At 69.7% G+C, this 13,984-nt stretch carries 10 protein-coding genes; 1 reads left to right on the top strand and 9 read right to left on the bottom strand.

Annotated features, from left to right (window positions below):
* Nucleotides 1–39: 39 nt before the first annotated feature.
* Genes OG226_RS07745 through OG226_RS07755 form a run of 3 tightly spaced genes read right to left on the bottom strand, consistent with a single transcriptional unit; the run spans nucleotide 40 to nucleotide 3,645 of the window.
* Complete coding sequence (locus OG226_RS07745; protein ID WP_329348381.1) at nucleotides 40–1,068, bottom strand: ABC transporter permease; 1,029 nt, start codon at nucleotides 1,066–1,068, stop codon at nucleotides 40–42.
* On the bottom strand, nucleotides 1,061–2,566 hold the full coding sequence (locus OG226_RS07750) for a sugar ABC transporter ATP-binding protein (RefSeq protein ID WP_329348382.1): 1,506 nt from the start codon (nucleotides 2,564–2,566) through the stop codon (nucleotides 1,061–1,063). Before OG226_RS07750 ends, OG226_RS07745 begins: the two co-directional genes overlap by 8 nt.
* On the bottom strand, nucleotides 2,563–3,645 hold the full coding sequence (locus OG226_RS07755; RefSeq protein WP_328675985.1) for a sugar ABC transporter substrate-binding protein: 1,083 nt from the start codon (nucleotides 3,643–3,645) through the stop codon (nucleotides 2,563–2,565). Before OG226_RS07755 ends, OG226_RS07750 begins: the two co-directional genes overlap by 4 nt.
* Nucleotides 3,646–3,808: 163 nt before the next feature.
* On the opposite strand from OG226_RS07755, the gene OG226_RS07760 reads away from it, so the two are divergent.
* Nucleotides 3,809–4,537: a FadR/GntR family transcriptional regulator gene (locus tag OG226_RS07760; RefSeq protein WP_329348383.1), complete on the top strand. Its 729-nt coding sequence runs from the start codon at nucleotides 3,809–3,811 to the stop codon at nucleotides 4,535–4,537.
* Between the two features lie 669 nt (nucleotides 4,538–5,206).
* On the opposite strand, the gene OG226_RS07765 is transcribed toward OG226_RS07760, so the two are convergent.
* The 6 genes from OG226_RS07765 to OG226_RS07790 all read right to left on the bottom strand — a co-directional run bounded on the left by OG226_RS07765 (nucleotide 5,207) and on the right by OG226_RS07790 (nucleotide 13,976).
* The gene (locus OG226_RS07765; protein ID WP_328675987.1) at nucleotides 5,207–5,674 is read right to left on the bottom strand and encodes a DUF4231 domain-containing protein; all 468 of its coding nucleotides are present in this window, start codon (nucleotides 5,672–5,674) and stop codon (nucleotides 5,207–5,209) included.
* Nucleotides 5,675–5,721: 47 nt separating this feature from the next.
* On the bottom strand, nucleotides 5,722–8,736 hold the full coding sequence (locus OG226_RS07770; RefSeq protein ID WP_329348384.1) for an alpha-mannosidase: 3,015 nt from the start codon (nucleotides 8,734–8,736) through the stop codon (nucleotides 5,722–5,724).
* On the bottom strand, nucleotides 8,729–10,867 hold the full coding sequence (locus OG226_RS07775; protein ID WP_329348385.1) for an endo-beta-N-acetylglucosaminidase: 2,139 nt from the start codon (nucleotides 10,865–10,867) through the stop codon (nucleotides 8,729–8,731). The genes OG226_RS07770 and OG226_RS07775 overlap by 8 nt, the downstream gene beginning before the upstream one ends.
* On the bottom strand, nucleotides 10,864–12,120 hold the full coding sequence (locus OG226_RS07780) for a glycoside hydrolase 5 family protein (protein WP_329348386.1): 1,257 nt from the start codon (nucleotides 12,118–12,120) through the stop codon (nucleotides 10,864–10,866). Before OG226_RS07780 ends, OG226_RS07775 begins: the two co-directional genes overlap by 4 nt.
* Before the next feature lie 69 nt (nucleotides 12,121–12,189).
* On the bottom strand, nucleotides 12,190–13,092 hold the full coding sequence (locus OG226_RS07785; protein ID WP_328675991.1) for a carbohydrate ABC transporter permease: 903 nt from the start codon (nucleotides 13,090–13,092) through the stop codon (nucleotides 12,190–12,192).
* Nucleotides 13,089–13,976, bottom strand: coding sequence for a carbohydrate ABC transporter permease (locus OG226_RS07790; RefSeq protein WP_328675992.1), 888 nt, complete (start codon nucleotides 13,974–13,976; stop codon nucleotides 13,089–13,091). Before OG226_RS07790 ends, OG226_RS07785 begins: the two co-directional genes overlap by 4 nt.
* Between the last annotated feature and the right edge of the window lie 8 nt (nucleotides 13,977–13,984).

Genomic DNA, 13,984 nt, shown 5'->3' on the forward strand with positions numbered 1-13,984 from the left:
CAGGGATCCGGTGCCGTGCGGGTGCCGGAGGCCGGTGGGTCAGTCCTGGGCGCGGCCGGTCGTCACGCGGGCGATCATGAGGGCGACCAGGATGATCCCGCCGTAGATGGCCTGGATCCAGAAGGACGGGACCTGGGCGAGGGTGAGGAGGTTCTGGACAACTCCCAGGAGGAGTACGCCGGTCAGAGCGCCGAACATGGTGCCCTTGCCGCCGTCGAGGCTGATGCCGCCGATGACCGCCGCCGCCATCACGGTGAAGATCATGTTGTTGCCCTGGTTGGCGCTGATCGCGCCCACGTAGCCGGTCTGCATGATGCCGCCCACCGAGGCGAGCACGCCGGCGACGACGGACACCCCGAGGAGCATCCGGTCGACGCGGATGCCGGCCGCGCGGGCCGCCTCCTGGTTGCCACCGATCGCGTAGAGGGCGCGGCCGACGCGGTGGTACTTGAGGGCGAACCCGGCGATCGCGAAGCAGACGGCGGCCAGCCACACCGACATCGGGACGTTCAGGAAGGTGCTGGTGGCCAGGGTGAAGAAGGAGTCGGGCATGCCGAACAGCGTCTTGCCCTTGGTGGCGCCGACCAGCAGACCGCGCAGCACGATCAGCATGGCGAGGGTGACGATGAAGGCGTTGAGCTTGAACTTCACGACGAGGATGCCGTTGAAGGCGCCGATGATCCCGCCCACGACGAGGATCGCGACGAGGGCGAACGGGGCCGACCATTCCGTGCCCCAGCCGGACTCGGCGGTCGGCAGGACCAGCAGGGCGCCGATGGCGGGCGCGATGCCGACCACCGACTCCAGGGACAGGTCGATCTTGCCGGTGATCAGGATCAGCGACTCGGCGAGGACCACCATCGCGAGCGCGGCGGAGGCGCCCAGGATGGAGATCAGGTTCCGTTCGGTGAGGAACGAGTCGTTGACGATCGCGCCGAGCACCAGGAGCACCAACAGGGCCGGTACGAGGGCGAGTTCACGGGCCCGGCGGAGCAGGACCGTGCGGGCCGAGCCCGCCCCGGTGGCGCGTGGGGCGGCGAGCGGCGGGGCCGCCTTGGTGTCAGCCATGGTCCACTCCTTCGATGGAGGCGATCAGCTCGTGGTCGCGCCAGCCCGCCGGGTGCTCGGCGACGACGCGGCCGTGGAAGAGGACGAGGACGCGGTCGCAGCGCCGCAGGTCGTCGAGTTCGTCGGAGACGACGAGCACGGCGGTGCCGTCGTCGCGGGCGCTGTCCATGCGGGCCAGCAGTGACTCCTTGGACTTCACGTCGACGCCCGCGGTGGGGTTGATGAGGACCAGCAGCCTGGGGTCGGAGGCGAGCGCGCGGGCCATGACGACCTTCTGCGCGTTGCCGCCGGACAGGTCCGAGACGGGCTGTTCGGGGCCCTCGGTGTGGATGTCGAGCCGGCCGATCAGCTCGGTGGCGAACGCGCGCTTGCGCTCGGTGCCGACGAACCCGAAACGGCCGAGCCGGTCCAGGACCGTCATCGTCGCGTTGTCCCCGATGGACATCCCGAAGACCAGCCCCTGCCCGTGCCGGTCGCGCGGCACGCAGCCGACACCGGCCTTCAGCGCCGCCTGCACATCCCCGAACGGCAGCTGCTCGCCGTCGAGTTGAGCGGTACCGCCCGTGGGCGTGTACAACCCGGTGAAGGACTCGGCCAGTTCGACCTTGCCACTGCCGCTCGATCCGGCGAGTCCGACGACCTCACCACGACGCACGGTGAGATCGACGTTCTCGTACGACTCGGAGGTGAGCCCGCGCGCGTCGAGGAGGACGGGTGCCTCGGTGTCCAACTCCCTGAGCTGGACCTCCAGTTCGGCGATCGACTCCCCCGCCATCGCCTCCACCAGGGCCCGGCGCGGGAGGTCGGCGACCGGTGCGGTCGTGATCCAGCGGGCGTCGCGCAGCACGGTGACGGTCTGGCACACCTCGTACACCTCCTGGAGGTGGTGCGAGATGAACAGGAAGGTGACGCCCGACTCCTGGAGCGCCCGCATCCGGGTGAAGAGGCGCTCAATCTCCCGGTTGTCGAGCTGGGCGGTCGGTTCGTCGAGGACGATGAACCGGGCGCCGAAGCTCAACGCCCTGGCGATCTCGACCATTTGGCGGTCCTCGACCTTGAGGTCGGCGGTGCGCGCCTCGGGGTCGACGTGCACGTCCCAGGTGTCGAGGAGTTCGGCGGCCTCGGTGCGGAGCCGACGCCAGCTGATGACGCCGCCCCGGGACTGCGGCTGCCGGTTGATGAAGAGGTTCTCGGCGACCGTCAACTCGGGGACCACGGTGGGCTTCTGGTAGACGCAGGCGACCTTGCTCCGCCAGGTGTCGCGGTCGGTGAGCGCGGGTGCGGGTTCACCGTCGAAGCGGACCGTGCCCTCGTCGGGGGCCTGGAGTCCGGTGAGGACGGTGACGAGGGTGGACTTGCCGGCGCCGTTGCGGCCGACGAGGGCGTGGGACTCGCCCGGCAGTACGGTCAGTCGACCGTCGGCGAGGGCGACGGTGGGGCCGTACCGCTTGACGATTCCCGTCGCCTCCACCAGCGGGGTGGTCAGTGGGCTGCTCATTTGACTGTGTTGCCCCAGAGCTTGGGGTCGTCGACGTTGTCCTTGGTGACCAGGGGCGCGGGGAGTTGGTCCTCCAGGATGCCGCTGGGCAGCTTGACGATCGTGGAGTCGTGGTCGGTGGGGCCGGGCTTGAAGGTCTTCCCCGCCATCGCGGCCTTGATGTAGTACATGCCGTACTTGGCGTAGGCGTCGGCCGGCTGGGACACGGTGGCGTCGATCTCGCCCTTGCGGATCGCGTCGAACTCCTGCGGGATGCCGTCGTTCGAGACGATCGTGATGTGCCCGGCCTGGCCCGCCGTCTTCAACATGCCCTTGGACTTGAGGGTTTGCAGGGTCGGCGCGAGGTAGACGCCGCCCGCCTGCATGTAGATGCCCTTGATGTCGGGGTTGGCGTTGAGGAGCGTGTCGAGCTTCGAGGCGGCCGTGTCGGACTCCCACTTGGCGGGGATCTCCAGGACCTTGAGCTTCGGGTACTTCTTCTTGACGCAGGCCCTGAACGCCTCCGACCTGTCACGGCCGTTGACGGACGCGAGATCGCCCATGATCTGCACGACCTTGCCGCTGGTGATGTGCGCGCCGAGGTACTCGCAGGCCTTCTCGCCGTACGCGACGTTGTCGGCGCGTACGACCATCGCGACCTTGCCCTTGTCGGGCGCCACGTCGACGGCGACGACCGGCACGCCCTTGCGCTCGGCCTGGTCGAGGCCGGCTTCGATGGCGGCGCTGTCCAGCGGGGCGACGACCAGGCCCTTGACACCCTGGTTCAGCTCGTTGTTGATGTCGGTGATCTGCTGCGAGGGGTCGCTGTTCGAGTTGACCGTCTTCAGCGCCTGGACACCTTCGGACTTCGCCATCTTCGGCACATAGTCGTTGTACGACTGCCAGAACGGCGAGGTCAGCAGCGGCAGGATCACCCCCACCTTGCCGGTGCCGCCACTGGCGCTGTCGGCGCCGGTGTCCTTGGTGCTGCCGCACGCCGTGAGCGCGAGGGTGCCGCACGCGGCCGCAGCCGTCGCACGCACCGCCCACGCGGTCAGTCGTCTGCCTTGCCGTCCGTTCCGCACTGTGCTGCCGGCCATCTGTCGGGCTCCTCATCGAGCGTGTTCGAGCAGTTGCCGGAATATTTATCAGACCACTTCGGGGCCGCAACACCCTCAGGAGCCAAATTTTCGCAGTTTCGGGCCGTAGTGGTCGGACCACATCCATGGCTAGACTGCGCGGACCGGCGACAGGAGGAGTGGCGTGGACGAGACCCTGCCGAGCGAGACGGAACCGGTGGCCGCTCCGCCGAAGGGCACGGTGACGCAGCGCGCCATCGACTCGATCAAGACGCTGATCGGCGAGGGCCGCCTGGAGCCGGGCCAGCGGCTGCCCACCGAGCGCGACCTCGCGGCCCAACTGGGCATCTCCCGCAGCTCGATGCGCGAGGCGATCCGCGCGCTGACCGTGCTCGGCGTGCTGGAGGCACGGCACGGTTCGGGGATCTACGTCACGCAGTTGGAGGCCGGCGACCTGCTGGAGACCTTCGGTGTCGTCGCCGACCTCTCGCGCGGCCCGGGTCTGGTGGAGCTGCTGGAAGTCCGCCGCATCCTGGAGTCCACGGCGACGGCCCTGGCCGCGGCCCGCATCACCCCGGACCAGCTGGCCGAGGTCGAGAAACACCTCACGGCGATGAACGCCACCGACGACCCCGAGGAGATCCTCGCCCACGACCTCGCCTTCCACCGCGAGATCGCCGCCGCCGCCGGCAACGACACCATGGCCGCGATCCTGGAGGGTCTCTCGTCCCGCACCTTCCGGGCCCGAGTCTGGCGCGGCTACCAGGAAGCGGACGCCTTCGCCCGCACCCGCCGCGAACACGCCGCGATCCACCGCGCACTGGTCGCCCGCGACCCGGAAGCGGCACGGGCTGCGGCGGCCTCACACGTGGGCGAGGTCGAGGAGTGGCTGCGGGCCCAACTCGGCACTTAGCAACGGGGGTTCAGCTGCCCGGGGCGGGCAGCTGAGGGCACCCGCACTGCCCCGTCCTTCCGGCGCCTGCGGCGGACACCGGGGGGTATCCGCGCGGTTCAGGTATTCCGTGCCTGCGGCGAACAACAGAGGACGAGCGTGCGGTTCCGGTACACAGGGCCCTGCCGCGGACAATGCGGGGCACCACCCCTGACCCGGTAATCGGACGCCCGCAGCAGAGAGCAAAAGGCATGCACTCGGTTCCGCCATGCGGGCCCTTGCTGCGAGCAACGGAGGGAACCTCCCCTGAGCCGGCACGCAGACACCCGTGGCGAACAACGGAACCCACCCGCGCGGACCCGGCATTCAGATGCCCACGTCGAGCAGCGCAGGACACCCGCCCCACCCGCCTCCCACACACCCGCGACGAACAACGAAACACACCCCGTGCGGTCCTGGGCCGCCTGCAACGAGCAGCGCAGGACACCCGCCCCACCCGCCTCCCACACACCCGCAGCGAACGACGAAACACACCCGCATGGTCCCGGGGCGCCAACAACGAGCAGCCCAGGACACCCACCCCACCCCGCCTCTCACGCCCCTGCGGTGGACGTCAAAGTGCACCCCTCGCGGTCCCGGCATTCAGACACCCGCGGCGAGCGGCCCAACATGCCCGCACCGTTCCGGCATTCACGCGCCCCCAGTAGGCAGCGGCGGTTCGCCGCGTTGGCCCTGGACCTCTGTCCATCCGCGTAGTTCGCTGGTGCCCACCTCGTCGATCGCCCGGTGCAGGGCGGCCCGCGCGTCTGGGTCGCGGTCGGACTGCGGGAGCAGGAGGTAGCGGTCGATCGCACGGCGCAAACCCTCCCGTGCCTGGGCGGCCAGGACCCAGCGTGAGCCGGGACTGAAGAGTTGGCGCATGCCGGTGAAGAAGACGGCGGCGCCCGCGATCAGGGCGGTGAGCCAGGCGGGTGCGTGCAGGCCCGCCGCCACGACCGTCGCGGACGTGGCGGCGAGGGCGCCGAGTTCCGTCGTGTAGTGCAGCCACCTCGCCCGGTCGCACGCCCCCGCGTAGAACTCCAACTCCTGCCGGGCGAGCGCCAGTAGCGGATCCGGTTGCGAGGCCCAGGCCTGGCCGACGGCCGTTCTTCGTCTCATCGCCATATCATCGGGCGATCACGGCCGTCGGCGAAAGCCGTACCGGGTCAGGAGCGTCCGAGGCGAAGCGTCATCAGCTCGAACGGGCGCAGCCGCAAGGCGAGTTGATCGCCCTCGCGGGTCACCTCCTCGGCGTCGGCCGACGGCCGCTCCAGCAGGTCCACGACCTCCACCGCGTCGAACGCGAAGCCCACCGTCAGTGTCGCCCTGGCCCGTCCCCCGTGCGCCTCGTGGAAGCGCACCACGACATCCCCGCTCCCGTCGTCCGCCAGCTTCACCGCCGTGACGACGACCGCGTCCCGGTCGACACTCACCAGCGGCGCGACCTCCTGCCCGCCCTCGACCCGCCGCTCGGGCAGGTTGATCCGCCATCCCTCGCGCACCGCGTCGCCGATGCCCGCGCCGGGCACCAGTGCGTGCCGGAAGCGGTGGACGCCCTGGTCGGTCTCGGGGTCCGGGAAGCGTGGGGCGCGGAGAAGGGAGACGCGGACCGTGGTGGTCGTACCGTTGTCGCCGTCGCCGCGGACCGTACGGGTCACGTCGTGGCCGTACGTCGAGTCGTTGACGACGGCGACGCCCCAGCCGGGTTCCTCCATGTGCACGAAGCGGTGGTTGCAGGCCTCGAACTTGGCCGCCTCCCATGAGGTGTTGGTGTGCGTGGGCCGGTGGAAGTGCCCGAACTGGGTCTCGGACGCGTACCGTTCGGCGTGCACGTCCAGCGGGAAGGCGAGCTTGAGGAACTTCTCGGTCTCGTGCCAGTCGACCTCGGTGTCGATGAGCAGTCGCCGCTCCCCGGGTGCCAGGGACAGGAGTTGGGTGACCTTGGACTCGCCGAAGGACCGCACGATCCGCACCGCGTTCCCGTCGGCCACGACCTCGTCCGCGTCCGTGAGATCGGTGACCGTGTTGCGGTAGAACTCGTCGACGTCCCAGGCGTCCCACATGTTCGGGAAATCCGGGTGGAGTTGGAGCAGGTTGGCGGCCCGGCCGGGGGCGACGGTCTCGCGGTCGGCCTCGATGTCGTAGGCCGAGACGACCAATCCCCGGCCGTCGATCTCGACGCGGAGGAGGCCGTTCTCCAGTACGTGTCCGCCGCCGACCCGCGTCGCGAGTGCCGTCTCGCCCTGGACGACCGGAGTCCGGGCTCCGCCCGCGGGGACGCCTTCGCGGGTGTGGGGCGCCGAGTTGAAGACGAGCGGGGTCGTACCCTCGCCCGCCAGCGCACCCTGCGCCGCGTCGATGATGGCGTTCAGCTCCGAAGCGACCCGCTCGTACGTCCGCCGGGCCTCCCGGTGCACCCAGGCGATGGACGAGCCGGGCAGGATGTCGTGGAACTGGTGCAGCAGCACCGTCTTCCAGATCCGGTCCAAGTCCTCGTACGGGTAGGGGAATCCGGCCCGGACCGCAGCCGTCGCCGCCCACAACTCGGCCTCGCGCAGGAGGTGTTCGCTGCGCCGGTTGCCCTGCTTGGTCTTGGCCTGGCTGGTGAGGGTGGCGCGGTGCAGTTCGAGGTACAACTCACCGACCCAGACCGGAGGTTCGGGGTATTCGGCCTCGGCCTTCTCGAAGAACTCCTTCGGGGTCTCCCAGGCCACGGTCGCGGAACCTTCGAGGTCGCGCAGACGGGCCGCCTTGGCGACCATCTCGCGCGTGGTGCCGCCGCCTCCGTCGCCCCAGCCGGTGGGCGCGAGGGAGTGCCGGGCGACGCCCTTGTCCTTGAAGTTGCGTGCCGCGTGGGCGATCTCGCGGCCCTGCATGGAGCAGTTGTAGGTGTCGACGGGCGGAAAGTGCGTGAAGATCCGGGTGCCGTCGATGCCCTCCCAACGGAAGGTGTGGTGCGGGAACTTGTTGGTCTGGGACCACGAGATCTTCTGCGTCAGCAGCCACTTGGAACCGGCCGCCTTGATGATCTGCGGGAGTCCGGCCGCGAAGCCGAACGTGTCAGGCAGCCAAGCCTCCTCGTTCTCGATGCCGAACTCGTCGAGAAAGAACCGCTTCCCGTGCACGAACTGACGGGCCATCGCCTCCGAGCCCGGCATGTTGGTGTCCGACTCCACCCACATGCCACCGGCCGGCACGAACCGCCCGTCCGCCACCGCCTTCTTGACCCGCGCCCACACCTCGGGCCGGTGCTCCTTCACCCAAGCCCACTGCTGGGCCTGCGACATGGCGAAGATGAAGTCCGGCTCGTCCTCAAGTAGGGCCGTCATGTTGGACGTTGTGCGTGCCACCTTGCGGACCGTCTCCCGCAACGGCCACAGCCACGCCGAGTCGATGTGCGCGTGCCCGATCGCGCTGATCCGGTGCGCGGACGGTACGGCGGGCGTCGACAGCACGGCCGCGAGCTGTGAACGGGCGTGCTCCGCCGTGCCGTTGACGTCCTGGAGGTCGACCGCGTCCAGCGCCTTCTCGATCGCCCGCAGGACGTCCCAGCGGCGCGCCGAGTCCACCGGCAGCTCGGCCATCAGCTCACCGAGGACCTCCAGATCGAGGACGAGGTTCCAGACGTTCTCGTCGAGGACCGCGAGGTCCATGCGGGTGAGCGTGTACTGGGGCTCGCTGCCGGCCGTCTCCTTGTCGCCCAACTGTGTGGGCAGGAAGGGGTGGTAGTCGAGGACCACGGGGTTCGAGGCGGCCTCGATGTGCAGCCGCACCTCCTCGCCGCCGGCGACGGGCGCCCCGATCCTGACCCACTGGTTGCGCGGGTTGAGGCCCTTCACCGGGGTGCCGTCGGGCCGGTGGACGAGACCCTCGCACTGGAAGCCGGGCATGTTCTCGTCGAAGCCGAGGTCGAGCAGCGCCTCGACGGTCTTCCCGGCCCACTCCTGGGGGACGGTCCCGGTGACACGGAACCAGCTGGTGCCCCAGGGAGCACCCCATCGGGCGCCCACCTCGATCCGTTCGGGTGTGCCGGCGAGCCCCTCGGCCACGGGCACCGGCTCGTCGGGCGCGTGCCAGACGGCCACCTCCAGCGGCACGGACTCGGGGTACACGGCGGGACGGATGCGCTCTTCGAGGACGCGCTTGAGGCGGGCTTCGACCAGGCTGCGGTCGTCATGCATGTGGGGTGCTCCGTAGCTCGCTTGCGGGTTGGGTCACGGGTACTGCCGGGCGGGTGTCACCACGTGTGCGCGCGACGGCCACGGGGACCGACGCTGTGTAGAGCTCCCCTGTCGCGCGCAGTTCGAACCACGCCTGCTGCTCACCCTGTTCGGCCTGCAGGCCTCCGACGAAGAACGCCCGCTGGCAGGTACCGCCGAGGAAGCGCCGGGTGCCGTCGGGGAGGAGCCGGTGAAGCGTGTAGTGGCGTACGGCGCCGGGCGCGGCATCCCAGGCGAAGCGCAGGTCGCCTCCCGTGGCGGCGGTGATCCGCAGGTTGGAGGGGGCTGCGGACGGCTGGGTGTCGTTGACATCGCGAACAGCGAGACCGCCGAGCCGCCAGTTCACAGTGCTTCCGCTCGCATCGCCCGCGGTGAGCCGTACACCGATCACATACAGCGTGCCGGAGAGCCCTGTGAGCGGCACTGTCACCGTCTGCCACCCGTTGACATCCGTCACAGCCCGCACGCCGTTAACCGAGTTCACAGGCAGATACGTGTACGGCGGTGTCGACCCCGCCGTGCTCGGTTCGGCGGTGGCAACGGCCAGCTCGACGTTCACAGTGCCACTGCCACTGCCACTGTCGGTGCGGAAGGTCAGGTCGACCACGGTGTCATCACCGATCGGCAGCTGTGAACCGTACACATCCACAGTCGTCGGTTGATCGAGTACACCCGAGACCAGGACGCTGCTGCCGCCCCGCCAGGCGTCCGCGAAGTCGAACGAGACCGTGGGCCGGGTCCCGGTCGTCCGCACGACCCACCGCCGCGACGGCAGCCGGTCCTGCAACCCGAGGTGGTTCCATGCCGCGTCCGAGGTGACGACCCCGTCCTCGTACCACCGCAGCCCGTGCCCGGTGTTGAAGACGCTCGCGAACGGCAGCGCGCCGCCCACCGTCGACCGGTCCGCGACCGACACGGCCGGCGCCCGCCAGGTGTCCGTGCCGTCCGGCAGCGAAGGGTCGAGCGAACGCCCGGTCCAGAAGCGGTCGTCGGCCGCGTGGAAGTCGCCCGGGGTACGGCTCGCGGGAAGGTGGTTGCGGGTCCACTCCGGCCGGTAGAAACCGATCGACGTGATGTGCGCCTTGGTCGTCGGCACCATCGCGTCCCAACTCACCGACGTACTCGACCCGTTGGACTCGACATCGACACCGGCCCACAACTCGTAGCGGCTGCGCCCGAGCCCGTCCGCCTTGGTCCCGGAGGCCGCCAGCGTGCTGCTGCTCCACCGGAAGTCGATGAACATGTCGTTCGCGGCCTGGAAGAACGCCTGGTTCGAGGAGTTCAGCGCGCCCTGCCAACTGACCGTCCCGTTCACGGTCATCGCGTCGTACCAGGTCACCCGCTGCCCCTGCGCGGCGGCGAGGGACTTCAACTCGCTCACGAAGCCCTGCGTGTCGGTGCCGAGGGCGGTGTTCCCGCCGCTGGTCTCGGCGTTGACGAACCAGCCGTCGAAGCCGTACGCGGCGGCTACGGCGACGAGTTGGGCGGCCAGCGGGTAGTGCCCGGCGGAGTCCTTCTGGACCAGGTCGCGGGTCCACTGGAGCTGTCCGCCGTAGGCGACCGGCGGCAGGAAGATGTTGCCGAGGACGGGGACGCCGTGCCGGTGGGCGGCGTCGACGATGGGCGCGTTCGGGGCGAGGATGATGCCCTCGCCGGACGAGCCGCCCCAGAAGACGAGTTCGTCGAGGTAGGACCAGTGTGTGAGCGCGTAGTAGTCGGCGGTGGCCGCGCCCTGGGAGGGGTTGCTCGACGTCGGTCCGAAGGAGACCAGGGACTGGATGCGGGCCTGTCCGGAGCGGGCGGTGCTGTTGGCCGGGGTCGGGGTGAAGCGTGCGGCCAGGGGGACGGCGGCCGTGTTGAAGGCGAGGTCGGCGTCCGACGCGGCGGTCCAGGTCTTCAGGCTGTTCCAGGTGATGCCGGTGCCCGGGGTGCCGGAGGGGAGGGAGTCCGGGTACCAGTAACCGGCGTACGGCTGACCGGTGTTGGCGGCGGCCTGCGCGGCGGCGAAGGCGGGCGTGGGCAGTTGGGGCAGCAGGGTGGCCGCCGCGCCGGCGAGCAGGACGGTGCGTCTGGTGGGGCCTTGGGGGTTCACGAGCTGGTGCCTCCTTGTGGGGTGGGGAGTACCTGTTCGGGAGTGACGACTTCGGTGATGCCGCGCGCGGCGAGGTGTTCCTTGTCCGCCGCGCGTACGTCGAGGACGGTCGCCGGGCGGGCTCCGTCGGCGACGAGTCGGAAGTAGGCGTCGAAGACCGGCCCGCCGGGACCGCAGACCGAGCGGACGGAAGGATCGGCGGGCACGACGAGCGCCGTGGTGCGGGTGGCGGGCGTGTACGTGGGCTCGCGTGCCGCCTCCGCCAACACCAGCGCGATGTCCTTGGGTCGGCGGTCGTTGGTCAACAGGCCCAGCCCGTATTCGAGTTCGGGAAAGTCGGCGAGGTCGCGGGACACGTCGTGCGAGCACCACCAGGTGATGCCCCAGAGGTCGGGGCAGTCAAGGGCGTTGGCGATGGTCGCGGAGGCGAAGTCGGCCGCGTGCTCGGCGGGTACGAGCGGCTGGGGCGCGCCGACCTCCTGGAGCCAGACGGGCCGGTTCGGTTCTTCGGCCCACGCCTTGCTCAGCTCGATCAGGTACGCGGCATGGTGCTCGGAGGGGACCGAACCGCGGCCGTGGCGTTGGGCGGTGCCGTTGAAGACCCAGGAGTGCACGGCTGTCATCGCGCCGTGGCGAGCGGCCTGGGCCGGGGTGAACGGCATGTCGTCCTGGTACCAGGTCGCGTCGTACTCGGCGTGCAGATGCGGCTTGCCGGGCGCGCCCTGCGCGCAGGCCGCGAGCATCCGCGCCAGCCAGGTGTCGATCTGGTCCTCGGTCGCCCGGTCGGGGTCCGGGTGCGGTCCGGCCGAGAACTGGTTGACCTCGTTGCCGAGGGTCATGCCGATGAAGTTCGGGCGGTCGGCGAGGGCGGCGGCGAGCGTGCGCAGATAGGTGGCCTGGCCGTCGAGGACGTCCGCGTCGGTGAAGAGGTTGCGCCGATGCCAGGTCCGGGTCCAGGCGGGCAGGTAGTCGAAGCTGCTCAAGTGCCCTTGCAGACCATCGACGTTGACGTCGAGCCCGCGCTCACCGGCCGCGTCCACCAGCTCAACCAGCTGCTCCACGGCCTTCGTTCGGATCAGGGTCCGGTTGGGCTGGAAGTAGGGCCACAGCGGGAAGACACGGACGTGGTCGAGGCCCAGTTCGGCGATCGAGTCGAAGTCGGCGCGTACGGAGTCGAGGTCGAAGTCGAGCCAGTGGTGGAACCACCCCTGGCTGGGCGTGTAGTTGACGCCGAAGCGCACGGCAGAAGACATCGGGATCCTGGTTCTGTAGTGCGTACGGGAGGAGTCCGGGGTGCGTACGGAAGGGGTTCGACCCGGCGATCAGCCCTTGACCGCGCCTTCGCCCACGCCCCGGAAGAAGAACCGCTGGAGGCAGGCGAAGAGGGCGATCAGCGGTGCCACGGCGATGACCGTGCCCGCGGCGACGAGGCGTTCGTCGTTGGCGAAGGTGCCGTGCAGATAGTTGAGGCCGATGGTGAGCGTGAACCTGGACGGGTCGCTGAGCACGATGAGCGGCCACAGGAAGTCGTCCCAGGCACCCATGAAGGCGAAGATCGCGACGACCGCGATGGTGCCCTTCACGGACGGCAGCGCGATCCGCAGGAACCGCTGCCACACGTTGGCGCCGTCGACGAAGGCCGCTTCCTCGATCTCGTACGGCAGGTTGAGGAAGGCGTTGCGCATCAGCAGCACGTTCATCGCGCCGACGCAGCCCGGGAGGACCACCCCGATCAGGGTGTTGTTGAGGCCCAGCTCCCGCATGGTGGTGAACTGGGCGATGATGATCCCCTCCACCGGCACGAGCATCGCGAGGATGAAGACGAGGGTGGCCACGCGGCGGCCCCGGTAGCGCAGCCGGGCCAGGGCGTAGCCGGCGAGGGCCGAACCGACGCAGTTCGTCACGACGTTGGCGGTGGCCACCTTCAGCGAGTTGAAGGCGTAGTCCCAGACGGGGATGGTGTCGGCGACCCGCTTGTAGTTGTGCAGGGTGGGGTGTTCGGGGAGGAAGGTCGGCGGTGAGCTGTAGATGTCCTCGGTCGGGCCCTTGAGCGAGGTGGAGAGCTGCCACACGAAGGGGCCGACGGTGATGGCGAGGACGATGAGCAACAGCGTGTAGCGCAGGGCGAGTTCCCAGACGCGGATGCGGCGGCCGTGCTCGTCGGTGATGCGGGGTTCGCGAACCGCCGTCTCCTGGACGGGCCTTGTGCGCTCGATGACGCTCACGAGTCCTCCTTCCGGTCGGCCCGCAGTACGAGCAGCATCAGCGCGACGGTGACCACGAAGACGACGACCGAGAGCGCGGAGGCGTAGCCGACCCGGCCGGTCAGTCCCGTCCCGGTGCGCTGGACAAGCATCACGAGGGTGGTGTCCTCGCCGGCCGGTCCGCCGCTCGGGCCCGCCATCAGGTAGACCTCGGAGAACACCTTGAAGGCGGCGACCGAGGACAGCGCCCCCACCAGCACCATCGTGGAGCGGACGGCGGGCACGGTCACCGTGAAGAAGCGGCGCACCGCGCCCGCGCCGTCGACCGACGCGGCCTCGTGCAACTCGCGTGGCACGCTGGCGAGTGCGGCCAGATAAATGATCATGTAGTAGCCGAGGCCCTTCCAGACCGTGACGGCCATCGCGCTCAGCAGGAGCAGCCACTGGTCGCTGAGGAAGCCGATCTGTCCGACGCCGATCGTCTCCAACAGCGAGTTGACCAGGCCGCGTTCGTCGAGCAGCCACACCCAGATCAGTCCGACGACGACGATCGACGCGACGACCGGCGTGTAGAACGCGGACCGGAAGAAGGTGATGCCGGGGATGTTCTTCTGCACCAACAGGGCGAGCAGCAGCGGGAGTACGACGAGTGCGGGGACCACCCCGACGATGTACAGGGTGCTGTTGCGCAGGCCGGTCCAGAACATGTCGTCGTGCCACAGTTCGCGGAAGTTGGCGAAGCCCACGAAGTGGCCCGGGATCAGGGTGCGCCGGTCCGTGAAGGAGTTGATCACGGTGGAGGCGAAGGGGTAGAGCACGAAGGCGCCGACGACGAGCAGCCCGGGGGCGGCGAACAGCCAGGGGCTGGTGGGCAGTTGGCGCCGCACGCGGGACACGTCGGCCATGGGGACCT

The organism is Streptomyces sp. NBC_01261, from assembly GCF_036226385.1.
In the GTDB taxonomy this organism is placed as follows: domain Bacteria; phylum Actinomycetota; class Actinomycetes; order Streptomycetales; family Streptomycetaceae; genus Streptomyces.

Excerpts from the sequence above, each read along its gene's own strand:
- OG226_RS07745 (WP_329348381.1), bottom strand. The coding sequence starts at position 1,068 with ATGGCTGACACCAAGGCGGCCCCGCCGCTCGCCGCCCCACGCGCCACC.
- OG226_RS07790 (WP_328675992.1), bottom strand. The coding sequence starts at position 13,976 with ATGGCCGACGTGTCCCGCGTGCGGCGCCAACTGCCCACCAGCCCCTGG.
- OG226_RS07750 (WP_329348382.1), bottom strand. The coding sequence starts at position 2,566 with ATGAGCAGCCCACTGACCACCCCGCTGGTGGAGGCGACGGGAATCGTC.
- OG226_RS07770 (WP_329348384.1), bottom strand. The coding sequence starts at position 8,736 with ATGCATGACGACCGCAGCCTGGTCGAAGCCCGCCTCAAGCGCGTCCTC.
- OG226_RS07780 (WP_329348386.1), bottom strand. The coding sequence starts at position 12,120 with ATGTCTTCTGCCGTGCGCTTCGGCGTCAACTACACGCCCAGCCAGGGG.
- OG226_RS07755 (WP_328675985.1), bottom strand. The coding sequence starts at position 3,645 with ATGGCCGGCAGCACAGTGCGGAACGGACGGCAAGGCAGACGACTGACC.
- OG226_RS07765 (WP_328675987.1), bottom strand. The coding sequence starts at position 5,674 with ATGAGACGAAGAACGGCCGTCGGCCAGGCCTGGGCCTCGCAACCGGAT.